Raw genomic sequence first — 22,457 nt, forward strand, 5'->3', positions numbered from 1 at the left:
CCCGGGTGGGCGGCCGCCTCCGTGCGTCAGACCGCCTTCGCCGCCTCGGGCCCCGTCCGGACACCGGCGCCCCACATCGCCGCAGCGCACAGCAGCGCCGGGGCCGCCGCCACCGCGCAGCACAGGGCGAGCGGCAGCCGGTCCACCAGCAGCCCCACCGCCGCCGTCCCGCCCGACGAGCCCGCGTTGAACGCGGTGTTGACCCAGGCGCCCGCCCGGGTGCGCCGAGCCGCGTCCGCCGACTCGTCCGCGATCAGGTACGCGGTCGTGAGCGCCGGTGCCAGGAACAGCCCGGCCGCCCCGACCACGGCGATCAGCACGTACACGTTGCCCGCGAGACCGGCCGCCGCCACCGCGCCGGACAGCCCGGCGGCCAGCAGCGGCAGCCGCACCCCGAGCGGGGCCCGCCACCGCAGCGCCCCGTAGGCCAACCCCCCGACGGCGCTCGTCGCCGACAGGGCGGCCAGCACCCAGGACACCGCCGACGCCCGGTGCATCGCCTCGGTGAGGGCCACCGCCAGCAGGTCCAGCGCCCCGAGGCAGAGCCCCACGGCTCCCGTCAGCAGCACGGCCCGCCGCAGCGCGGGCACGGCGCTCAGCCGCAGACCGGGCGCCGCCGGTCCGTCGGCCGCCGTGCGGTGGTCCGGCTTCCCGCGCGGCACGGCGGGCGAGGCGACCAGCGCCCCCGCCCCCAACGCGATCAGCACCGCACCGGCCAGCACGGCGGCGGCGGGCCCGGTCACCGTCACCGCGACGCCCACCAGCAACGGCCCGGAGACGTACAGCAGTTCCTCGGCCACTCCGTCCAGGCTGTACGCGCGGCGCAGCAGCTCCCGGTCGGGGACGAGGTCGCTCCACACCGTCCGCATGACCGGGCCGAGCGGCGGAGTGCAGACCCCGGCCGCCGCGGCGAGGACCCCGAGGACCACGGGGGACGCGCCCGGCCGCCAGGTGACCAGGGCGAGGACGGTGAGCAGCACCGCGTACAGACCGGCCATCGGCGGCAGCGCGCGGCGCGCCCCGTAGCGGTCGATCAGCCCGGCACGGGCGGGGGACAGGAACACACTGGCGGCCCCGAACAGGGCCATGACGGTGCCCGCGGCGGAGTAGGAGCCGGTGGCGTCCTTGACGGCGAGCAGCAGGGCGAGCGGGGCGATTCCGTAGGAGAGCCGCCCGGTCAGCGCGGCGGCGAAGGCGCGCGCGGCGTGCGGCACGCGCAGAACAGCGACGTACGAAGGAGTGGACACGACGGTCTTCCTCGGGAGGGTGGCGCGGACTCGCCGCGCCACGGGTATGCGGGGACACCGGATGGCCGCACCCGGTACGCCGGGCGCGGTCTCGACGGGGTCCTACGCACGAGGAAGAGACACGCGGGCAAGGTAGCAGAGCCCCGCCCTACCCGACGACCTCCGGATTGGCCGCCAGGATCTCCTCCGTGACCGCCCACAGCCGGGGCACGAAGCGCAGCACCTCGTCGCGGCGGGCGAGCAGGTCCCCGGTGTCCGCGATGCCGGCGAGGTCGGCGAGCGCCGCCCGGAAGGCCGGGAGCCGGGCTGCGTGCAGCGCGGGCGCGTCCACGGCCAGCACGGTGTGGCAACGGGCGAAGGTCGCCAGGATCCAGAACACCGCCTCCCGGTGGTCGCCCCGGTCGATCAGCTCCCGGCTGCCGTCGACGGCGACGGGCCGCGCCCGTTCGGTGAGGTCGCCGCCGAAGAAGAACGGCGTGCGCACGACGGGGACCGTGGCGTCGAACGTCCTTGTCAGCTCGGCGAGATGGTGCCGGACCAGCGGCGCGGACACCTCGGCGCAGCCCAGGAGCGCCAGCAGCTCCGGATACCGCGCCTCCTGCCCGTACGCGGTGAGCACGTCGCGCACGGCGGGGTAGCGCAGCCGGACGGTCGGGTTGCGCAGGGCGGCCACCAGCGGGAGGTGCGTGGTGACCCCGGTGGGGAAGAGCCAGGCCATCACGCGGGTCGCGAACGGCTGCGCGGGGTCGAGAGCGGCGAGCCGGGTCTCGACGCGGTGCCGGGCGTCCAGGCACCGCCGCCGCACGTGGTCCCGCCGGGCGAAGCGCGGTGCGACGTACGCGTGCAGCGCGCGCAGCCGCCCCGTGGGGTCGTCGATGACGGTGTCCCGGCGGAAGCCGCCCGCCAGGTGGTACGCGCCCAGCACCACCTCCGGGTCGGCCAGCAGGGACCACGGCTCGTAGGTGATCTCCAGCAGCGCGCCCCGGTGCGTGAGCTTGCCGGGCTTCGCCGGAGCCTCGGTGCCCGCCGTCACCACGACCACGTCGACGTCCGAGGAGACCGGCAGCTCCGCGTCGTCCGGCCGCCCGACGGTGGAGCCGCTGAAGTAGGCCCCCAGGTAGTCCGGCGCGGGGCGGGCGTGCGCGGCCACCCAGTGCGCGGCGGCGGCGCGCGCCTCTCCGAGTCTCATGCCCGACACCTATGCGCCGGTCCGGCTCGGCGTCAAGGGCGGACGGTAACGTCGGCGGCGCTTCCCGACCCGTCCCCGAACGCCCGGTGAGGTACCCGATGCGCAAGATCATCTACTGGATGTCGATGTCCCTCGACGGCTTCATCGAGGCCCCGGACCGGAACATCGAGTGGCACACGGTCGACGAGGAGCTGCACACCTACTACAACGAGCAACTGGCCGGTATGGGCGGCATGCTGGACGGGCGCGTCACCCATGAGCTGATGGCGGGCTTCTGGCCCACCGCCGACCAGGACCCCGCCAACGAGGGCCCGATGGCCGACTTCGCCGTCATCTGGCGGAACATGCCGAAGTACGTCTACTCGCGGACGCTGGAACACGCCGACTGGAACACCACCATCGTCCGCGAGGTCGTCCCCGAGGAGGTCAGGGCCCTCAAGGAGCAGCCCGGCGGCGACCTCGCGCTCGGCGGCGCCGACCTCGCGGCGTCCTTCGCCGCGCACGACCTGATCGACCAGTACCGCGTCTACGTCCACCCGGTCCTCATCGGCGGCGGCAAGCCCATGTTCCCGGCGCGCGAGACCTGGACGACCCTCCGCCTCACCGGGACCCGCACGTTCGGCACCGGGGTCGTGGAGCTCTGCTACGACCGCGTCGGCCGGTGACGCCCCGGGACCGGCCCGGGGCGCCACCGCTCGGTCAGCGGCCCGCCTGGAGCGCCGCCCAGGTGCCGGGGCCCACGATCCCGTCGGCCGTCAGCCCCCGCCCCGTCTGGTAGGAGCGCACCGCGGTCGCGGTCGCCGGGCCGAAGCTGCCGTCCGCGTCCACCGTCGAGCCCAGCGCCGCCGTCAGGGCCCGCTGGAGCCGCTTCACGTCCTCGCCCGTGGCGTCCTCGGCGAGCACCGGGGTCGACCCGGCGGACAGCAGCGCGGTCCAGGTCCTGGCCCCCACGACCCCGTCCGCGTCGAGCCCGCGCGCCGACTGGAACGAGGTCACCGCCGCCGCCGTGGTGGGCCCGAAGCTGCCGTCCGCCTCGCCCGCCGCGTAGCCCTGGTCGTTCAGCAGCCGCTGCAGGGCGGTGACCTGAGGCCCCGTCGAGCCGGAGCGCTGGGTCGTGTACGTGGCGAAGCTCAGCCCGTCGCGGGTCTCGCCGCCCGTCCCGGTGCCCTTGACCAGCTCCATGTAGCGGTCCCAGTCCCAGTACGGGCCGGGGTCCGTGTGGTCGTTGCCCGGGGCCTCGCTGTGCCCGATGATGTGCGCCCGGTCCTTCGGGATGCCGTACTTGTCGCACAGCGAGGCGGTCAGCGCGGCCGACGAGCGGTACATCGCGTCCGTGAACCAGGTCGGGTCGTCGATGAAGCCCTCGTGCTCGATGCCCAGCGCCGAGGCGTTGGCGCTGCGCGCGTGGTACGCGGTGTCGGCGTCCCGCACCATCTGGGTGATCTGCCCGTCCGACGACCGCACCACGTAGTGCGCGCTCACCTCGGACACGGGGTCCTGGAACCAGCTGATCGAGCCCGCGTACGAGCCCTGCGTGACGTGGACGACGACCTTGTCGATCTTCGCGGTCCGGCCGCTGGTGTAGTTGTTCGGGTCGGCCGGGACCCAGAGCGCGGCCGGGTAGTCGGCGCTCCGGGCACCCGAGTCCGCGGCCGCGACCCCGTCCCGCTCCGGGGAGACCGGCCGCCCGGTCACCGTGATCCGCTCGCCGTCCGGGGTGAGCGCGTCGAGCCCGTCGGCCAGGAAGGTGTAGACCGTGTCGGCGTAGAGCGCGGCGGCCGTGCCCCGCGTGCCGCTGTAGCGGGCGACGGCCGGGTACCAGGCGTCGAGGTGGTCGCGGTCCGCCGCGTCGAGGCCCAGTCCGTCCGCGTAACCGCGCAGCAGGGCGGCGCCGCCCAGGATATTGGCGGCGGTGTCGGTGCGCAGGGCGGCGGCCGGTTCGCCGGTGAGGGCGGCGGCGCGTTCCAGGGTGTGGTGCGTGGGGTTGCTGACCAGGTGCATCACCCCGTAGCCGCCCGCCTGGCTGGGGTGTCCGGCGTGGCCGTCGAGGCGGGTCTCGCCGTACCCGACGGCGGCGAGCAGATCGCGCGGTACGTCGAACGCCCGGGCGGCCCGGGTGAACGCCCGGTCCATCGGGTGCGAGGGGTCCGCCGCCGCGAGGGCCGGGGTGCCGGTCGCGGCGAGGACGGTGGCGGTGAGGGCCGCGAGAAGGGCTGCGCGGGTCCGGGCGGTGCGTGGGGGCATGCCTGCTCCTGCTGTGTGGGGGAGGGCCGGCCGACGGGGCCGGCCGGCCGCGAAGCCTGCTCACGATAGAGAGCCACCCGGGGTATGACAATCAGCCCGCAGGCGTGTCGAAGCGCGTGCACTCCGGCGGAGTTGACGGGCGGTGAGCACACGCGCGCCGCGTGGGATTCGCACACCTGGACGGCAGCCCACCGCACGGGGGAACGCGGGCCGGGCCCGCCGCCGACAGGGCGTATAACAGAGAACTCCGGACCGGCCGGCGTCCCCGATGGCACTCACATCTCACGCGGCAAGGCGTCACCGCGTACGACAGCGGAGAAGCGCCCGATGAGCATGAGCACGGCAGACGAGATCAGCACCTTGCTGACGGCCAACTTCGGAACCGACCCCGTGGCGATCCGCCCCGACGTGCCCCTCAGGCAGCTCCGGCTGGACTCGCTGGCGCTGGAGGAGCTGCGGCTCCTCATCGAGGACCGGCTCGACGTCGACCTGGACGACGTCCAGCTCACCTCGCGCGACACCGTCGGCCAGCTGGTCGACGCCGTGCGCCGCAAGGCCGCCGCGTGACGGCCCCCTACCGCCTGCCGCCGTTCGCCGCGGCCGTCACCGGCATCGGCCTCGTCACCTCGGCGGGCGTCGGCGCCGAGGCCACCTGGCGCGCCGTGAACGACCCCGCGACCGCGCCCTGCGTGCCGCACCGGCCCGAACTGGCCGGGCTGCCCTGCGACTTCATGTACAGCGTGACCGGACTCGACACCCGGGCCGTGCTCGGCGTCGCCGCACACCGGCTGATGGACCGCTTCTCGCACCTCGCCGTCATCGCCGCCCGCGAGGCCGTCGCCGACGCGGGCCTGGACCCCGCCGTCTGGGACAGCGGCCGGGTCGCCGTCGTCATCGGCTCCGCCCACGGCGGCCTGCCCTTCTACGACGAACAGCACACCGCCCTCACCGAACGCGGCGCCCGCCGCGTCTCGCCCAAGCTCGCCCCGCTCACCGTCGTCAACGGCGCCGCCAGCAGCGTCGCCACCGACCTAGGCGCCCACGGACCCAGCCAGGCCGTCTCCACCGCCTGCTCCTCCGGCACCGTCGCCATCGGCACCGCCCACCAGATGCTGCGCACCGGCGCCTGCGACATCGTCGTCGCGGGCGGCGCCGAGTCCGTCTGCTCCCGGCTCCTGATCGCCAGCGCCTGCCGTCTGAAGGCCGTCTCCACCCGCCTGGACGACCCGCAGGCCGCCTGCCGCCCCTTCGACACCCACCGCGACGGCTTCGTCGTCGGGGAGGGCGCCGGACTCCTCGTCCTGGAACGCCCCGAACACGCCCGCGCCCGGGGCGCCACCGTGCGCGCCCACGTCACCGGCTACGGCTCGTCCAGCGACGCCTACTCGGCCGTCGCCCCGGACCCCGACGGGCTCGGCATCGAACGCGCCCTGCGCACCGCCCTCGCGGACGCCGGGACCGACCCCGCCGCCATCGGCCACGTCAACGCGCACGGCACCTCCACCGTCTCCAACGACCTGATCGAGACGGCCATGCTCCGCCGGGTCCTGGGCGAGCACCCCCTCGTCACCTCCACCAAGGCGATGACCGGCCACACCCTCGGCGCCGCCGGAGGCATCGAGACCGCGCTCACCGTCCTCGCCCTCCAGCACCAGCTCGTCCCGCCCACCGTCAATCTCGACGCCCCCGACCCGGACATCCCGGTCGAGGTGGTGAGCAAGGAGGCCAGGCCCGCCGCGTTCGAGGCGGCCGTCAAGACCTCGCTCGGCTTCGGGGGCCACAACGCCGCCCTCGTCCTCACCAGGTGACCGGGGCCAAGGACCAGATTCCATGACCGAAGAGATCATCCGCACCCTCACCGTCGGCGGGTTCCGCTACCGCTACCGCGTCCTGCCGCAGCCCGCGCCCCGGACCGAACCGGTCGTCGTCCTCGGCGGCGCCCTCCAGGGCATCCACGGCTGGCCGCAGATGGACGAGCACCTCGGCCCGCACGCCTCCGTGATCACCCTCGACCTGCCCGGCATGGGCGGCGCCGACCCGCTGCCGCCCGGCACCGGGGACGGCCTCCTGTGCGCCGCCGTCACCGGCGTCCTGGACGACCTGGGCGCCGACCGGGTCAACCTCTTCGGCTTCTCCTACGGCACGTCCATCGCCTTCGGCTGCGCCCGGCGCGACCCCGGCCGGATCGCCCGCCTGGTCCTCGGCGGCGTACCGTCGCACCTCAGCGACGCCCAGCGCGACGACTGGAGCCGGGCCGTCGACCGGCTGGAGGCCGGGGACGCGGAAGGGCTCGCCGCCCTGACCGCCGAGGCGCTGATGTGCCTGGACCCCGACCGGCCGGTCCACCGGCGGGAGCTGGCCCTGCGCTACGTCCGCCGGTCCTTCGTGCACGCCCTCACGCACTCCCCGCACGCGGAGCGCTCGCTGCGCCGGTCGCTGGAGCACCGCCCGGACTTCTCCGGCGGGCTGACCGGGGTCCCGGCGCTCGTCTTCGCGGGCGAGCACGACACCGTGACCTCGCCGGAGCGCCAGCGGGCCTTCGCGGCGACGATCGAGGGCAGCCGCTTCCTCACCATCGGCGAGTCGGACCACTGGGTCGTCCTGGAACGGCCCGACGACGTGGCGGACCTGGTGGCCCGCTTCCTGACCGACCGGCCGCTGGAACCCGCCCCCGCGCTGCGGCCGGTCGCCCCCCTGCCGCGCCCGCGCACGGAGGCGGCGGACGCGGTGCTGCCGCGGGCGGGCGGCTGAACCGCCCGCCCGCGGGCCGGATCAGTGGTGCCCGTGGTGCCCGCCGCCGTGACCGTGGTCGTGCCCGCCGTGCCCGTGCCCGTTTCCGTGCTCCGGGGCGTTCACGTCGACGCGGACGATCTGCGGGTCGTGGTCGCTCGCCTGGTCGGCGAACTCCGCGTTGATGTGCACCACGTCGTAGTCGAAGCGGCGCACGCCCGGGCTGGTCAGGATGTGGTCGAGGGTCTGCGAGTTGCCCTCGTACACATAGCTGTACTGCTCGTTCTTCGGCAGCGTGGTGATCAGCGGCTTGAGGACCTTGCCGTCGGTCAGCGCGCCGACGGTCGGCGAGAACGCGAAGTCGTTGAGGTCGCCGAGGACCACGACCCGCGCCGACTTGTCCGCCGCCAGCAGCGACTTGACGAAGGTGTTGACCTCCTTCGCCTGCTGCACCCGCTTGGTCTCCGAGCTGCGCACCGGCTCCTGGTAGCGCCCGTGCAGCGGCTGGTCGCCGCCCTTCGACGCGAAGTGGTTGCCGACGACGAAGACGGACTTCCCGTGGAAGCGGAACTCGCCGACCAGCGGCTTGCGGCTGTCGTCCCAGGCCGCGCTCGCGGGCGCGATCCGGCCCGGCGACACCGACAGAGTGACGCCCTTCTTCGTCTTCACGGCCGCGACCGGCGTCGTCGCGTCGCCGCCCGGGCGGTCCACGAAGTCCACCCGCTTGGCGTTGTACAGGAACACGTTGCGGATGTTGCCGCCGGGCTCGCCGCCGTCCTTGCCGTCCTGCGGGGCGACATAGCGCCACGAGTAGCGCGGGCCGCCCGCCGCGACGATCGCGTCCGTGAACCGCTTCAGCGTGGCCTCGGAGCCCACCGTGCCGTCGTTGACCGCGCCGTTGTCGTCCTGGATCTCCTCCAGCGACACGATGTCGGGCGAGGAGAGGTTGACCGCGACGCCCTCGGCCAGCGTGTCGAACTTCGCCTGGTCGTCCAGCGCGTCGAGGTTCTCCACGTTGTACGTGGCGACCGCGAGCTCCTTGCCCTTCTGCTTGCGCGTGACCTCGCGCTTCAGGTGGTGGTCGGTGACCTTGCCGAGCGCGGTGGCCTGGAGGTTGTAGCCGCCGTACGAGTCGTAGTCCAGGACGCCCGAGGTGGTCCCGGCGAGCACGTCACCCACGTTCGCGGTGGGCACCGGCGCGGCCGGATCCAGCGAAATGACCTTGATCCGGCCGGTGTTCTGGTCGGTGTACGAGGCGTAGAGCGTGCCGCCGCGCCGGGTCGGGTTCTGCTTCGGCTCGACCGTCACCCAGACCTCGTGGTACTTGGTCGTCGCGCCCGTGACGCGGGTGTCGGCGATCTGGACCCGGGTGCCCTCCAGGGACTCGTACAGGTCCAGCGCGTACGTCGACGGCTCCAGCGGCAGCGCGTCGATCGAGCCGCCCCCGGCCGAGGGCACGTACTTCGACGGCACCGTCTTCGCGTCCAGCACCACCGGCGCGGGCAGCGCGTTGCCGGAGGAGACGACCGTGACCTTCGGGGCGGTGATCTCGGTGACCGACTGGGTGGTGGACGACGGGTAGTACTCGTCCACGGTCCCGCTGACCAGCACCGAATCGCCCACCTGGACGGCCGGGGCGGCGGAGCCGGTGTATACGAACACGCCCTCGGCGGTGCGCGGGTCGGCGTCCGGGGCGGTGTCCTGGATCCAGAAGCCGCGCGAACCCGAGGTGCGCACGGCCGTGACGACGCCGGGCACCCCGGTGACCGCCCGGCCGTCCAGCGGGGAGACCCGGGTGGTGCCCTGGATGTCGTGGATCCGCACGGTGCCGGGCTCGGTGGGGTTGCCCGGGTCGCCCGGGTCCTCGCCGCCGCCCGAGGTCTCCCCGGCCGCGTTCACCGGGGAGGGGGCCCCCGCGGTCAGGTCGGCGGCGTTGTCGTCGGTGTCCGCCAGCGAGGCCGCCCGCGCCACGGAGGCGGTGGCCGAGGTGCCCTTGGCCGGTCCGCTGCCTTCCCGGACGACCGCGGTGCCGTAGCCGACCAGGTCCACGATCCGGGTGTCGGCGGCACAATCGGCGGCCGTCTTGCAGGTCAGCGGGGCCGTCCCGGAGACCAGGGCCACGGTGCCGGCGGTGGCGGACATCGCGACGGTGCCCGTGGCGTCCGGGGTGGGCAGGGCCACCGTGCCGCCGGTGCCCGCCGCCTCCGCGACGAGATAGCGGCCGCCCGGCGCGACGGAGCCGGTCAGCGCGGACACCTGCCACAGCGAGCCCGCCGACGGGGCGCCCGGCAGGTACTGGACGCTGAGCCCGTCCAGGCCGTACGCGGCCGAGCCGGCGTTGGCCAGCTCGATGAAGTCGCGGGTCAGCGTCGCACCGGAGTTCCCGCCGCCCCCGTACACCTCGGAGATCACGGCGGTCGCGGACGGGGCCGCGAAGGCGGCGGGCAGCGCGGTCGCCGAGAGCGTCACGGCTACCGCGCCGGCCAGCAGGGCGGAACGGGTGGTGGATATGCGCACGGAGAATGCCCCTCAGAGTGTGGTGAGGGAGCACAAGCTATGCGCGTAGAACAGGCGATGACAAGGCATCAGAGGTGAATTCCGGAAAACGTTCGGTCACGCCCGGAGCTGTCCAGGATGCGGCAATGGTTTGACCGGGTTGAGCCGGTCCGGCTACGTTGCGCGGCATGCAGCGATCCGCACATCTCACGACGCGGGGTCACATCGACCTCAAGCGGGTGTGCTCCGCCGTGTGTCACCGCGCCTGAGGCACCGCGCCCGCGCCCTCCGCGCCCCGGCTCCCGTGCCGCGCCGACACCGCGCCCATCGCCGCCCCCGAGGTCTGGAAGACACGGTGAAACGTCTCTCCGCCCCCGCCCCCGCCCGCCGCTCCCTCGACACCCGCGCCACCCCGCTGCGCCGCGCCGACATACCGGCCCCGGTGCCCGGCCGCCGTCCGACCGGCACCGGCTCCGTCCTCGGCGCGATCCTCGACCACGGGCCCGTCGCCCGGTCCACGGTCGCCCGGCTCACCGGCCTCTCGCCCGCCTCCGTCAGCGGGCACGTCGGCCGCCTCCTCGCCCGCGGACTGGTCCGGGAGGCCGCCGAGACCGCCGGACCCAAGGGGCTCGGCCGCCCGCACATCCCCGTCGAGATCGACACCGGCAGCTATCTGGTCGCCGGGGCCCACATCGCCGTCGCCCACTCCACCCTCTCGCTGATGGACCTGCGCGGCCGGATCGTCGCCGAGGACCGGCGGCCCCACGGCTCCACCGACCCCCACCACCTGCTCGCCCAGCTCGCCGACCGGCTGCCCGCGTTGGTCGCCGCGCACGCCGGTGGGCGGACCGTCCTCGCCCTCGGCCTGGCCACCGGCCACCGCGTCGACCCGGTCGACGGGGTGATCGTGGCGCACCCGCAGCTCGGCTGGCACGACGTCCCGGCCCGCGACCTGCTCGCCGCCGCGACCGGGCTGCCCGTCCATGTGGACAGCCACTCCCGCGCCCTGGCCCGGGCCGAGCAGCTGTTCGGCCAGGAATCGACGCGGGCCAGCACCGTCCTGCTCTTCGTCGGCGCGGTCGTGGACGCCGCCTTCGCCACCGACGGCGCCCTGCACCGGGGACCGCGCTCCGGCGCGGGCAGCGTCGCCCATCTGCCCCTGGGGGCCGGGGGATCGGGCGGTGCGGAGCCGTGCTCCTGCGGGCGGTCCGGCTGCCTCCAGTCGGAGGTCTCCGAGCGGGCCATGGTGCGGCGCGCCGCCGCCCAGGGGCTGGTGACCGGGTCCTTCCCGGAGCTGCTGGACCGGGCGCTGGCCGGGGACGCGCGGGCGGTGGAGCTGTTCCGCCGGCGGGCCCGGCTGGTGGGGCGGGCGGCGGCCCTGCTCCTCGACATGTTCGACCCGGAGGTCCTGGTCGTGGTCGAGCCGGGGGCCGGGCGGATGCCGGAGTGCCTGGCCGGCCTGCGGGCGGAGGTGGCCGAGCGGTCGGTGGTGTGCGACGACCCCGAGCGGGCCGTGGTGCCGAGCAGCTTCACCGGGTCCGTCCTGGCTGTGGCGGGCGGGGCGGTGGCGCTCGGGTCGCTGTACACGGACCCGCTGGGGCCGTGGCCGGCGCTGCCCGCGGTCTCCTGATACCGGACCCGCCGCGCCCCTTCCGTAATCCGACTTAATTCAGTCAGTTGCATTGTTGACCGGCCGCGAACGGCCACGGGATGATGGATTCATGACCAGCCGACAGCGGAATTCAGCGAAAGCGTCCTCGATGACGCCGCGCTTCCGCTCGTCCGCGCCCGCCGCGCCGCGTTCCTGTCGCGGCCGCTGTCCGGGTCTCCGGTAAACACCCGCTGATATCCGGCGAACGTTCCGCGCGTCCGCGCGCCTCGCCGTGTTCATGCACGCCTTCGCGCAATTCCAGCTGCCTTTTTCGTGCTGCCCTTTCGGGCTTTTCACCTTCGGGAGACACGTTGACCGTCACTGTGCCCTCGTACGCGGCCCAGGCCGCCGCCCCCGCCCCGGCGGGGATCGCCCCCGACCGCTTTCGGCAGGCGTTCCGCCGCTACCCCGCCGGGGTCGTCGTCATCACCACCGACTCCGGCCGGGGCCCGGTCGGCTTCACCGCGACCTCGCTCACCTCGCTCTCGCTGACCCCGCCGCTGATCTCGTTCGGCATAGGGACCACCACCTCGTCGTGGCCGCACTTCGAGCACGCCCGTACGGCCGTCGTGCACTTCCTCGGCGCCGACCAGCAGCCCCTGGCCGCCACCTTCGCCACCAGCGGCATCGACCGCTTCGCCGCCCCCACCCGCTGGCACCGCCTGCCCGGCGGCGAGCCCCTGCTCGACGGGGTGGCCGGCCATCTGCGGGTGGAGACCGAGCAGATCGTCCCTGCCGGTGACCACCGCATCGTCATCGCCCGGGTGGTGGACGCCCAGCTCGACGAGGGCCGCGCCCCGCTGCTCTTCCACGACGGCTCCTACCTCTCCCTCTGACCGGATCAGGACCTCTTCCCATGCCACGCCACCGCACATCGCCGGTCCTCGGCCGCCGCTCGTTCCTCGCCCTCGGCGGCACCGCCCTCGTCGGTACGCTCGCCGCCTGCTCGCCGCAGACGCAATCCGCCGCGAGCGCCGAACCGGCCGGAAAACTGCCGTCCGGAGCGCCGCCACCCGGCACGAAACTCTCCGTCGCCGTGCGTTCCACCCGCCTCCAACTCGGCCCCGCAGGACTGGAGAAGGACCTTCCCTTCACCGTTTCCCAATGGCCCAACCTGAGCGCGGGCCCCGATATCATCCAGGGATTCCGGGCCCATTCCATCGACCTGGCCGTCAACGCCGGAATTCCGCCGATCCAGGCCCACGCCATCGACGTCGGCGCGAAGATCGTCGCCGTGCAGGTGCGGAACAACCCCTCGTACGTCTTCGCCACCGCACCCGGCTCCGACATCCGGACCGTGGACGACTTCCGGGGCAAGAAGATCGGGTTCTCCCAGGGGCAGGCCCAGGGTGTCGTGGTGCTGCGGGCGCTGAAGCAGGCGGGCATCGGCAACAAGGACGTGGAGCTGGTCGCCCTGCCCAGCACCCAGTTCCTCACCGCCCTCCAGTCCAAGCAGGTGGACGTCGCCCCGCTGGGCGAACCCACCCTCACCAAGTACCTCACCCAGTACGAGAAGGACGGGGCACGCGGCGTGAAGACCGACGTCGTGGACCTGCTCTCGGTGCTCTGGGCGCCCAACGAGGTGCTGAACGACCGGGCCAAGGCCGCCGCCGTCCGCAGCTTCATCCCGCTGTGGGCCCGGGGCCAGGTCTGGGCGTGGGAGAACACCGACGAGTGGATCGACACGTACTACGTCAAGGACCAGGGCGTCTCCCGGGAGGACGGCAAGCGCATCGTCGCCTCGCTCAACAAGCCGCTCTTCCCGGCCTCCTGGGACGCGGCCATCGCCTGGGAACAGGAGACCGCCGACCTGCTCGCCGCCGGCGGATTCGTACCGGAGCAGGACGCCTCCGAACTGTTCGACCGCCGCTTCGAGGCGCTGGCAGCCCAGGCCGTATCCGCCGAGTACCGGGAGAAGTCATGACCGAGCTGCTGACCCACACCACCCGCCCCGCCCCGCCGCCGGCCGCGGCCGCCGCCCCGGCGAAGGCGCCGTCGGCGGCACCCAGGGGCACCCGCAGACGGCTTGGCCCCGGCCGGGCCGTCCCCTTCGGGCGGCTCATCGGCCCGGTCCTGGTCATCGCCCTGTGGTGGGCCGCCTCCGCCACCGGCTATCTCGACCCCCGGATACTCTCCGGCCCCGGCACGGTCCTCGCCACCGCCTCGGACCTGGTCTCCAGCGGCCGGCTCCAGGACAACGTCCTCATCTCGCTCCAGCGCGCCGGGCTCGGCCTCTTCTTCGGGGTGAGCGCCGGGGTCCTCCTCGCCGTCGCCGCCGGACTGAGCCGGACCGGCGAATACCTTCTCGACGGACCGCTCCAGATCAAGCGGGCGATCCCCTCCCTGGCCATGCTCCCGCTGCTGATCCTCTGGCTCGGCATCGGCGAGCAGATGAAGGTCACCGTCATCGCGCTCGGCGTCGCGGTGAACATGTACATCAACACGTACGCCTCGCTCACCGGCATCGACAGCCGCTACGTCGAACTCGCCGAAGGGCTCGACCTGAGCCGCGCGCAGTTCATCCGCAAGGTCGTCGTCCCCGGTTCACTGCCCGGTTTCTTCGTCGGGCTGCGCCTCGGCGTCACCGCGTCCTGGCTCGGGCTGATCGTGGTCGAGCAGATCAACGCCACCAGCGGCATCGGCTACATGATGTTCCAGGCCCAGCAGTACGCCCAGTCCGACGTGATCATCGTGGGCCTGGTGGCCTACGGGATCTTCGGCTTCGCGTCGGACGCGGCGGTACGCGCCGTGGAGAGGAAGGTCCTGTCATGGCGACGCACCCTGGCGGGCTGACCGCCCCCGGCGCGACGGCCCTCGCGCACCCCGCCATCCGCACCCGCAAGCTCGTCCGCCGCTTCGGCGACCGCGACATCCTCAAGGAACTCGATCTCACCGTCGCCCCCGGCGAGTTCACCGCGCTGCTCGGGCGCAGCGGCTCCGGCAAGTCCACCCTGCTGCGCGCCGTCGCCCGCCTCGACCACACCGTCGAGGGCTCCGGCGAACTCACCGTCCCCGACCGGGTCTCGCTCTCCTTCCAGGACTCCCGGCTGCTTCCCTGGCTCCGGCTCATCGACAACGTCACCCTCGGCCTGCGCGGCCCCGGCGCCCGGGAACGCGGCCTCACCGCCCTCGCCGAGGTCGGCCTGGAGGGCCGCGACCGCTCCTGGCCGCACGAGCTGTCCGGCGGCGAGCAGCAGCGCGCCGCCCTCGCCCGCGCCCTGGTCCGCGAACCCGAACTCCTCCTCGCGGACGAGCCGTTCGGCGCCCTGGACGCGCTCACCCGGATCAAGATGCACGACCTGCTCCGCGAGCTCTACGAACGCCACCGCCCCGCGGTGCTCCTGGTCACCCATGACGTGGACGAGGCCGTCGAACTCGCCGACCGCGTCCTGGTCCTGGAGGACGGCCGGATCTCCGTCGATCTCACTGTCGACCTGCCGACCCCGCGCGCCCGCCGCGACCCGCGTTTCCAGGAATACCGCGACACCCTGCTCACCGCCCTCGGGGTAGCCCAGCCCCAGCCCCTCATCGACGCGAAGAAGGACTCCCATGCCCCGCACGCCTGAGCGCAAGCAGCTCCACCTCAACGCCTTCCTCATGTCCACCGGCCACCACGAGGCGTCCTGGCGGCTGCCCGAGAGCCCGGCCGAGGCCAACTCCGACATCGAGCACTACAAGAACCTCGCCCGGATCGCCGAACGCGGTCGCCTCGACTCGCTGTTCCTCGCCGACAGCCCCGTCCTGATGGGCGACCCCGGCCGCCGCCCCGCCGCCAAGCTGGAACCCACCGTCCTGCTCACCGCGCTCGCCGGGGCCACCCGCCACATCGGCCTCATCGCCACCGCGTCGACCAGCTACAACGAGCCGTACAACCTGGCCCGCAGGTTCGCCTCGCTCGACCATGTCTCGGGCGGCCGGGCCGGCTGGAACATCGTCACCACCGCGGGCGCCGACGCGGCCCGCAACTTCGGCCTGGACGACACCCCGCTGCACCACGACCGCTACCGGCGCGCCGGGGAGTTCGTGGAGGTGTCCACCAAGCTCTGGGACAGCTGGGCCGACGACGCGGTGATCGCCGACAAGGAGCGCGGAGTGCACGCCCTGGCCGAGCGGGTCAAGCAGATCGGGCACCGGGGCGAGTTCTTCCGGGTCGACGGACCGCTCAACGTACAACGCCCCCCGCAGGGCTACCCGTTGCTCGTGCAGGCCGGCTCCAGCGAGGACGGCAAGGACTTCGCCGCCCGGTACGCGGAGGCGGTGTTCACCGCCCAGCAGACGCTGGAGGAGGGCATCGCGTTCTACAAGGACGTCAAGGAGCGCACCACCGCCCTCGGCCGCAACCCGGACGGCATCAAGATCCTGCCCGGCATCGTCCCCGTCATCGGGGAGACGGAGGCCGAGGCGCTGGCGCTCGACGCCGAGCTGGAGAACCTCATCGTCCCCGAGTACGCCAAGCTCCAGCTCGCCAAGCGGCTGAAGATCGCCCCCGACGACCTCGACCTGGACGCGGAACTCCCCGACGACATCCCCACCGAGGACGACATCGAGGGTGCCAAGAGCCGCTACACCCTCATCGTGGAGCTGGCCAGGCGCGAAAAGCTGACCGTACGTCAGCTCATCGGACGGCTCGGCGGCGGGCGCGGCCACCGCACCTTCGCCGGGACCGCCGAGCAGGTCGCGGACACCATCGAGCACTGGTACGACAGCGGGGCCGCCGACGGCTTCAACATCATGCCCGCCGTCCTCCCGTCCGGCCTGGAGGTCTTCGTGGACCGGGTGGTGCCGATCCTCCAGGAGCGCGGCCTGTTCCGCACCGAGTACACCGCGAGCACCCTGCGCGGCCACTACGGGCTGCCCCGCCCCGCCAACCGCCTCTTCGACGACGTCGTCCGCGGCGCGGGCGAGTACGGCATCGGCCTGGCGGAGGCCCGGTGACCGACTGTCCGAACCCGGGGACCGGTCCGGGCGGGGGCACGCTCCGGCAGCCGCCGCCCGGCTGGGCGCGACGGCTGCTGGGCTACTGCCTGCGCCACCGCACCGATCTCCTCATGGCCTTCGGCGCCGCCGTGACCGCCGCCGTCGCCACCGCCGCCCTGCCCCTCGTGCTGCGGCACGTGGTGGACGGGGTGGCGGCCGGCACCACCGCCTCGCTCGTCCCCTGGACCGGGCTGCTCGCCGCACTCGGCGCACTCCGGTTCGGCGCGAGCTTCACCCGCCGCTACCGCTCGGGGCGGCTCTCGCTGGGAGTCCAGTACGACCTGCGCAACGACGCGTTCGCCGCGCTGCTCCGGCTCGGCGGCGCCCAGCAGGACGATCTGCGGACCGGGCTGGTGGTGAGCCGGTCCATCTCCGACATCACCCTCATCCAGACCCTGCTCCAGTTCCTGCCCAACCTCACGGGCAACGCCCTGATGTTCCTGTTCTCGCTGGCCGTCATGGCGTTCCTGTCGCCGCTGCTGACCGTCGTGGCGCTCGTCGTCGGCCCGCTGCTCTGGCTCATCGCGCTGCGCAGCCGCCGCGACCTGTTCCCCGCCAACTGGCACGCCCAGCAGGAGGCCGCCGAGGTCGCCTCCACCGTCGAGGCGACCGTCACCGGCGTCCGCGTCGTGAAGGGCTTCGGCCAGGAGCAGCGCGAGCTCACCGGCCTCGAACGGCGCGCCCGCCACCTGTTCGCGTCCCGGCTGCGCGTCGTCCGCTTCACCAGCCGCTACAATCCCGCCCTCCAGGCGGTCCCGGCCCTCGGCCAGGTCGCCGTGCTGGCGCTCGGTGGCTGGATGGCCCTGCACGGCCGGATCTCGCTCGGCACGTTCCTCGCGTTCACCACCTACCTTGGCTCCTTCGTCACCCCCGTACGCCAGGTCGCCACCCTGCTCACGGTCTGGCAGCAGGCCCGGGCCGGTGCCGAACGCGTCCTGGAGGTCGTGGACGAGGCCCCCGTCATCACCGACGCGCCGCACGCCCGCGAACTGCCAGACACGCCTCCGGCCCTCTCCTGGGACGACGTCACCTTCGGATACGGCGACGGCTCCCCGCTCCTGGACGGCTTCACCCTGGACATCCGCCCCGGCGAGACCCTGGCCCTGATCGGCCCGGCCGGCTCCGGCAAGTCCACCGCCGCCGCGTTGCTGCCGCGCTTCTACGACGTGCCCTCCGGCGCGGTACGGGTCGGCGGCACCGACGTCCGCGACCTCACCCTCGCCTCGCTGCGCTCCCGGATCGGCTACGTCTTCGAGGAGAGCCTGCTCCTCTCGGACACCGTGCGCGCCAACATCGCGTACGGGATGCCGGACGCCACCGACGAACAGGTGCGCGCGGCGGCCCGCATCGCCCGCGCCGACGAGTTCATCGAACGGCTCCCGCAGGGCTACGACACCCTCGTCGGCGAACAGGGCCTCACCCTGTCCGGCGGCCAGCGCCAGCGCATGGCGCTCGCCCGCGCCCTCATCGGCGACCCGGCCGTGCTCGTCCTGGACGACGCCACCTCCGCCATCGACGCCCGGGTGGAGGCCGAGATCCACCACCGGCTGCGCGCGGACGACCGCCGCCGCACCACCCTGATCATCGCCCACCGCCGTTCCACCCTGGAGCTCGCCGACCGCGTCGCCATCCTCGACGGCGGCCGGGTCACGGACACCGGCACGCCCGACGAACTGCGCGGCCGATCCGCCCTGTTCCGGGACCTCCTGGCCACGGACGACCGCGCGGACGACCGCGCGGACGCCCCCCTCGCACCCGACCCCGGCTGCCCCACCCCGCACCTGTGGCTGCGCCCCGAGGAGGACGAGGACGAGCAGCTGGAGGGCACCGCGGTCCGGGCCGCCCAGGCGCTCGCCGAAGCCGCCGCCACCTCCGGGCCCGGACGCGCGGGACCCGGCGGCGGGGTGCTCGGCTCGGCCCCGCCCAGCCCCGAACTCCTCGCCGGTCTGGCCCGCCTCCCGCTGCCCGCCGCCGACCCGGAGGTGCCCACCGAACAGGCCGTCGCCGCCGACGCCCGCTTCGGGCTCGGCGCCCTGCTCCGGCCCTTCCGGCTGCCGCTGCTCCTCGGCCTGCTGCTCGTCGCGCTCGACGCGGGCGCCCAGATCACCGTGCCGGTCCTCGTCCGGTACGGCGTGGACCGAGGGGTGGCCCACCAGGCCGGGCACGTCCTGCTCGCCGCCGCGGCGGCCGCCGGGCTTGTGGTGGCCGCGAACTGGCTGATCGGCGTGGCCCAGGTGCGGACCACCGGGCGCACCGGCGAACGCCTCCTCTACACCCTCCGTGTGAAGACCTTCGCCCAGCTCCAGCGCCTCGGCCTCGACTACTACGAGCGCGAACTCGGCGGCCGGATCATGACCCGGATGACCACGGACGTGGACGCCCTGTCGAACTTCCTGCAGACCGGCCTGATCACCGCCGTGGTCAGCCTGCTCACCGTCTCCGGAGTGCTGGTCGCCCTCCTGGTGATCGACGCGGAACTCGCGCTCGTCCTGCTCGCCGCGCTCCCGCTGCTCATCGCGGCCACCGCCGTCTTCCGCCACTACTCGGTCCCCGCCTACCGCGAGGCCCGGGAGCGGATCAGCGCCGTCAACGCCTGCCTCCAGGAGAACGTCACCGCGATCCGCGTCACCCAGGCGTTCCGCCGCGAGCAGCGCAACGCCGCCGACTTCGCCGTACTGGCCCGCTCCTTCCGCGACTCCCGGCTGCGCGCCCAGCGGTACATGGGCACGTTCTTCCCGTTCGTGGAGTTCCTCGGCACGCTCTGCTCGGCGGCCGTGCTCACCGCGGGCGCGGCGCAGGTCCGCTCGGGCGAGCTGAGCGCCGGGACCCTGATCGCGTTCCTGCTGTACGTGGAGCTGTTCTTCTCGCCGATCCAGCAGCTCTCGCAGGTCTTCGACGGGTACCAGCAGGCGGTGGTCGGCCTCGGCCGCCTCCGCGCCCTGATGAACACCCCCGCCGGCACCCCGCCCGCCCCGAGCCCCCGCCCGGTGCCCGCGCTGCGCGGCGAGGTCGAGTTCGACGCGGTGTCCTTCGGATACGCGGGCGCCGGCGGCCAGCAGGTCCTGCACGGGGTGAGCCTGCGCATCGAACCGGGCGAGACCGTCGCGCTCGTCGGCGCCACGGGCGCGGGCAAGTCCACCGTGGTCAAGCTCCTCGCCCGGTTCTACGACCCCTCGGCGGGCGCGGTCCGGGTGGACGGGCACGACCTGCGCGACCTGGACCTGACCGCCTTCCGGCGCAGGCTCGGCGTGGTCCCGCAGGAGGCGCACCTGTTCAGCGGCACCGTCCGCGACGCCATCGCCTACGGGCGGCCCGACGCCACGGACACCGAGGTGGAGCGGGCGGCCCGGGCGGTCGGCGCGCACGAGATGGTCGCCGGGCTCCGGCTCGGCTACCTCACCCCGGTGGGGGAGCGGGGCCGCAACCTCTCCGCCGGACAGCGCCAGCTCCTCGCCCTGGCCCGGGCCGAACTGGTCGACCCCGACGTGCTGCTGCTCGACGAGGCGACCGCCTCGCTGGACCTGGCCACCGAGCGCCGGGTCGCCGCGGCCACGGAGGTCCTGGCCCGTCGCCGTACGACCGTCGTCGTGGCCCACCGGCTGACCACGGCGGCCCGGGCGGACCGGGTGGTGGTGCTCGACGCGGGAACCGTGGTCGAGACCGGCACCCACACCGAACTGCTCGCCGCCCGTGGCCCCTACCGGCGGCTGTGGGACGCCTTCCGGGAGACCGGCCCCGGCGCGGCCGTCGACCACCTGAATGTCAGTGAACTCGTCAAGGAGAACGCACGATGACGCAGTACCGCGATTTCGGCCGCACCGGAGTGAAGGTCAGCCCGCTGTGCCTGGGCACCATGATGTTCGGCGCCCGCGGCAACCCCGACCACGCCGACAGCGTCCGGATCATCCACCACGCCCTGGACTCCGGCATCAACTTCGTGGACACCGCCGACGTCTACTCGGCCGGGGAGTCCGAGACCATCGTCGGCAAGGCGCTGGCGAACGGCCGACGCGACAACGTCGTGCTCGCCACCAAGTTCCACGGCAGCCTCGGCACCGACCCCAACGAGCAGGGGAACAGCCGACGTTGGATCATCCGCGAGGTGGAGAACAGCCTGCGACGGCTGGGCACCGACTGGATCGACCTCTACCAGGTGCACCGCCCGGAGCCCGGCACCGACTTCGATGAGACCCTGGGCGCCCTCTCCGACCTGGTCCACCAGGGCAAGATCCGCTACATCGGCACCTCGACGTTCGAGCCGTCCGCGATCGTGGAGGGCCAGTGGACCGCCGAGCGGCGCGGTCGTGAACGCGTCGTCGCCGAGCAGCCCCCGTACTCGATCCTCGCCCGGGGCATCGAGCGGGAGGTGCTGCCCACCGCCCGGCGGTACGGCCTCGCCGTGCTGTCCTGGAGCCCGCTCGCCGGGGGCTGGCTCTCCGGCCGCTACCGCAAGGGCGCCGTCCAGCCGGACTCCAGCCGCGCCGCACGCCAGGCGGGCCGCTTCGACATCGCGTCCCCGGAGAACACCGCCAAGCTCGAGGCCGCCGAAGCGCTCGCCCAGCTGGCCGACGAGGCCGGGCTCACCCTCGTCCAGCTCGCCCTGGCCTTCGTGCTCGAACACCCCGCCGTCACCTCGGCGATCATCGGCCCGCGCACCCTGGAACAGCTGGAGGGCCAGCTCGGCGCGGACCGGGTGCGGCTGAGCCAGGACGTGCTGGACCGGATCGACAAGATCGTCCCGCCCGGCACCAACCTCTCGTCCCGGGACGCCGGTTACCACCCGGCGGACCTCACCGACGCGGCCCTGCGCCGCCGTTCGCACCCCGCCGCGTGATCAGGCGGCCGGCACCCGGTCCAGGAAGCCGCTGACCGAGGCGATCCGGCCGTCATCGGCGAGCGTCGCCACGTCGAACCCGGCCACGGGCGCCGAGCCGTCGGGCGCGACCAGCTCCCACCCGAAGCGGACCAGCGCGTGGTGCCCGTCCACCGCGCCGAGCGGGCGGAACGTGAATCCGGGGAACTGCCGCTGGGCCCCGCCGATGGCGGCCGCCAGCTGCTCGTGGCCCCGTACGTCGGCCAGCGGGTCGGTGTACGCGGCCTCGTCGGTGAAGGCCGCGGCGACGGCCTTCTCCCGCTCGTCCGGACCGGCGTTCCAGGCGGCGAAGTAGCGCTGCACGGCGTCGTCGTACGTGGTCATCATGGGTCCCTCCGATAGGGCTCCCGGCCGGTGGGCCGGGAGCGCTGTGCTCGTGAGGAACACGATGTCCGAGGCCGCGCGGGGCGTCGATTACCTCCGGGGTAAGGGAGAACGGGCCTTCCTACGCCTCGTCCGCGATGACGTGCACCGCGGCCTCCTCGGCGGAGGCGGCGGCGCCGTCGATCCCGACGTCCTCGCCCGCGGTGCTGTCCGGGTCGTCGATGTCCAGGTCCCGGGTGAGCCGTCCGGCGCGGACGGTGCCGACCTCGCGGTCCCACGGTTCGCCGTCCCCGTCCACGACATCGCCCACCCCGTCGCCGGGCGGCCCGCCGTCCTCGGGCCGCTCTCGCGCGAGCCGGCTCTCCAGGGACTCGCCCCGGTGCTGCTCGGCGGCGGTGGTGCCCACGTCGTCCACCGCGTAGGGGCGCTCGGGCGGTGAATAACCCCGGTCCAGGACGTCGTCCACGTCCGGATCGGCCAAGGTGTCCTCCGTGTCGAGCTGCTCGACCGGATCGGATGCCTCCGACTCCTGCTGGGGCTGATAGACGTCGTCCCCCAGGCCGGCCTCGTCCATGGCGCTTCCCTTCCCGCGGCGGGGCTCTCCTTCAGCATAGGCAGCCCCCGCCCCGGCCCGCAGGACGCGCTCGCCCCTGCGTCCGGCCCGGGTCTGCGCAACCATGGAGGGTGCAGGCCGGGCGTGCCCGTGGGGCCGGCCCGGGGAAAGTC

The 22,457-nt window shown here is 73.8% G+C and carries 18 protein-coding genes; 12 read left to right on the plus strand and 6 right to left on the minus strand.

Translation table 11 applies throughout. The features are described from left to right. Positions 1 to 26 precede the first annotated feature (26 nt). Together OHS17_RS27425 and OHS17_RS27430 are read right to left on the minus strand one after the other, a co-directional pair. Positions 27 to 1,247, minus strand: coding sequence for an MFS transporter (locus tag OHS17_RS27425; protein ID WP_330314288.1), 1,221 nt, complete (start codon positions 1,245 to 1,247; stop codon positions 27 to 29). Positions 1,248 to 1,395: 148 nt separating this feature from the next. Continuing rightward, positions 1,396 to 2,436 (minus strand): hypothetical protein, encoded by a 1,041-nt coding sequence (locus OHS17_RS27430; RefSeq protein WP_330314289.1) that lies wholly within the window; start codon positions 2,434 to 2,436, stop codon positions 1,396 to 1,398. 98 nt (positions 2,437 to 2,534) lie between these two features. On the opposite strand from OHS17_RS27430, the gene OHS17_RS27435 reads away from it, so the two are divergent. Beyond that, positions 2,535 to 3,101, plus strand: coding sequence for a dihydrofolate reductase family protein (locus OHS17_RS27435; protein WP_330314290.1), 567 nt, complete (start codon positions 2,535 to 2,537; stop codon positions 3,099 to 3,101). Positions 3,102 to 3,135: 34 nt separating this feature from the next. On the opposite strand, the gene OHS17_RS27440 is transcribed toward OHS17_RS27435, so the two are convergent. Beyond that, positions 3,136 to 4,680 (minus strand): peptidoglycan-binding protein, encoded by a 1,545-nt coding sequence (locus OHS17_RS27440; RefSeq protein ID WP_330314291.1) that lies wholly within the window; start codon positions 4,678 to 4,680, stop codon positions 3,136 to 3,138. Positions 4,681 to 5,013: 333 nt separating this feature from the next. Here OHS17_RS27440 and OHS17_RS27445 point away from each other — a divergent pair, with 333 nt between their 5' ends. Genes OHS17_RS27445 through OHS17_RS27455 form a run of 3 tightly spaced genes read left to right on the plus strand, consistent with a single transcriptional unit; the run spans position 5,014 to position 7,431 of the window. Then, positions 5,014 to 5,247, plus strand: coding sequence for a phosphopantetheine-binding protein (locus OHS17_RS27445; protein WP_026171182.1), 234 nt, complete (start codon positions 5,014 to 5,016; stop codon positions 5,245 to 5,247). Then, on the plus strand, positions 5,244 to 6,488 hold the full coding sequence (locus OHS17_RS27450; RefSeq protein ID WP_018100566.1) for a beta-ketoacyl-[acyl-carrier-protein] synthase family protein: 1,245 nt from the start codon (positions 5,244 to 5,246) through the stop codon (positions 6,486 to 6,488). Before OHS17_RS27445 ends, OHS17_RS27450 begins: the two co-directional genes overlap by 4 nt. A gap of 22 nt (positions 6,489 to 6,510) precedes the next feature. Beyond that, the gene (locus OHS17_RS27455; RefSeq protein WP_330314292.1) at positions 6,511 to 7,431 is read left to right on the plus strand and encodes an alpha/beta fold hydrolase; all 921 of its coding nucleotides are present in this window, start codon (positions 6,511 to 6,513) and stop codon (positions 7,429 to 7,431) included. 21 nt (positions 7,432 to 7,452) lie between these two features. Here the strand turns inward: OHS17_RS27455 and OHS17_RS27460 are convergent, their stop codons facing one another. After that, positions 7,453 to 9,927, minus strand: coding sequence for an endonuclease/exonuclease/phosphatase family protein (locus tag OHS17_RS27460; protein ID WP_330314293.1), 2,475 nt, complete (start codon positions 9,925 to 9,927; stop codon positions 7,453 to 7,455). A gap of 334 nt (positions 9,928 to 10,261) precedes the next feature. On the opposite strand from OHS17_RS27460, the gene OHS17_RS27465 reads away from it, so the two are divergent. The 8 genes from OHS17_RS27465 to OHS17_RS27500 all read left to right on the plus strand — a co-directional run bounded on the left by OHS17_RS27465 (position 10,262) and on the right by OHS17_RS27500 (position 21,368). Next, the gene (locus OHS17_RS27465) at positions 10,262 to 11,536 is read left to right on the plus strand and encodes an ROK family transcriptional regulator (RefSeq protein WP_330314294.1); all 1,275 of its coding nucleotides are present in this window, start codon (positions 10,262 to 10,264) and stop codon (positions 11,534 to 11,536) included. 332 nt (positions 11,537 to 11,868) lie between these two features. Beyond that, complete coding sequence (locus OHS17_RS27470; RefSeq protein ID WP_018100562.1) at positions 11,869 to 12,393, plus strand: flavin reductase family protein; 525 nt, start codon at positions 11,869 to 11,871, stop codon at positions 12,391 to 12,393. A 20-nt stretch (positions 12,394 to 12,413) separates the two neighbouring features. Then, positions 12,414 to 13,481, plus strand: a complete 1,068-nt coding sequence (locus tag OHS17_RS27475) for an ABC transporter substrate-binding protein (protein WP_330314295.1) — start codon at positions 12,414 to 12,416, stop codon at positions 13,479 to 13,481. Beyond that, positions 13,478 to 14,350 (plus strand): ABC transporter permease, encoded by an 873-nt coding sequence (locus OHS17_RS27480; RefSeq protein ID WP_330314296.1) that lies wholly within the window; start codon positions 13,478 to 13,480, stop codon positions 14,348 to 14,350. Before OHS17_RS27475 ends, OHS17_RS27480 begins: the two co-directional genes overlap by 4 nt. Then, positions 14,326 to 15,123: an ABC transporter ATP-binding protein gene (locus OHS17_RS27485; protein ID WP_330314297.1), complete on the plus strand. Its 798-nt coding sequence runs from the start codon at positions 14,326 to 14,328 to the stop codon at positions 15,121 to 15,123. The genes OHS17_RS27480 and OHS17_RS27485 overlap by 25 nt, the downstream gene beginning before the upstream one ends. Beyond that, positions 15,107 to 16,492, plus strand: coding sequence for an LLM class flavin-dependent oxidoreductase (locus tag OHS17_RS27490; protein WP_164631385.1), 1,386 nt, complete (start codon positions 15,107 to 15,109; stop codon positions 16,490 to 16,492). Before OHS17_RS27485 ends, OHS17_RS27490 begins: the two co-directional genes overlap by 17 nt. After that, a complete protein-coding gene (locus OHS17_RS27495; RefSeq protein ID WP_330314298.1) occupies positions 16,489 to 20,328 on the plus strand; it encodes an ABC transporter ATP-binding protein in 3,840 nt (1,279 codons plus the stop codon). The genes OHS17_RS27490 and OHS17_RS27495 overlap by 4 nt, the downstream gene beginning before the upstream one ends. Then, the gene (locus OHS17_RS27500) at positions 20,325 to 21,368 is read left to right on the plus strand and encodes an aldo/keto reductase (RefSeq protein ID WP_330314299.1); all 1,044 of its coding nucleotides are present in this window, start codon (positions 20,325 to 20,327) and stop codon (positions 21,366 to 21,368) included. The genes OHS17_RS27495 and OHS17_RS27500 overlap by 4 nt, the downstream gene beginning before the upstream one ends. Here OHS17_RS27500 and OHS17_RS27505 read toward each other — a convergent pair whose 3' ends face one another. Together OHS17_RS27505 and OHS17_RS27510 are read right to left on the minus strand one after the other, a co-directional pair. Further along, entirely contained in the window at positions 21,369 to 21,731 is a 363-nt protein-coding gene (locus OHS17_RS27505; protein ID WP_164624700.1) for a nuclear transport factor 2 family protein, read from the minus strand. It lies immediately after the preceding gene. Between the two features lie 121 nt (positions 21,732 to 21,852). Further along, positions 21,853 to 22,305 carry a DUF5709 domain-containing protein gene (locus OHS17_RS27510; RefSeq protein ID WP_330314300.1) on the minus strand — a complete coding sequence of 151 codons (453 nt, stop codon included), beginning with the start codon at positions 22,303 to 22,305 and terminating at the stop codon, positions 21,853 to 21,855. Positions 22,306 to 22,457 lie beyond the last annotated feature (152 nt).

It is taken from the genome of Streptomyces sp. NBC_00523, from assembly GCF_036346615.1.
In the GTDB taxonomy this organism is placed as follows: Bacteria; Actinomycetota; Actinomycetes; order Streptomycetales; family Streptomycetaceae; genus Streptomyces.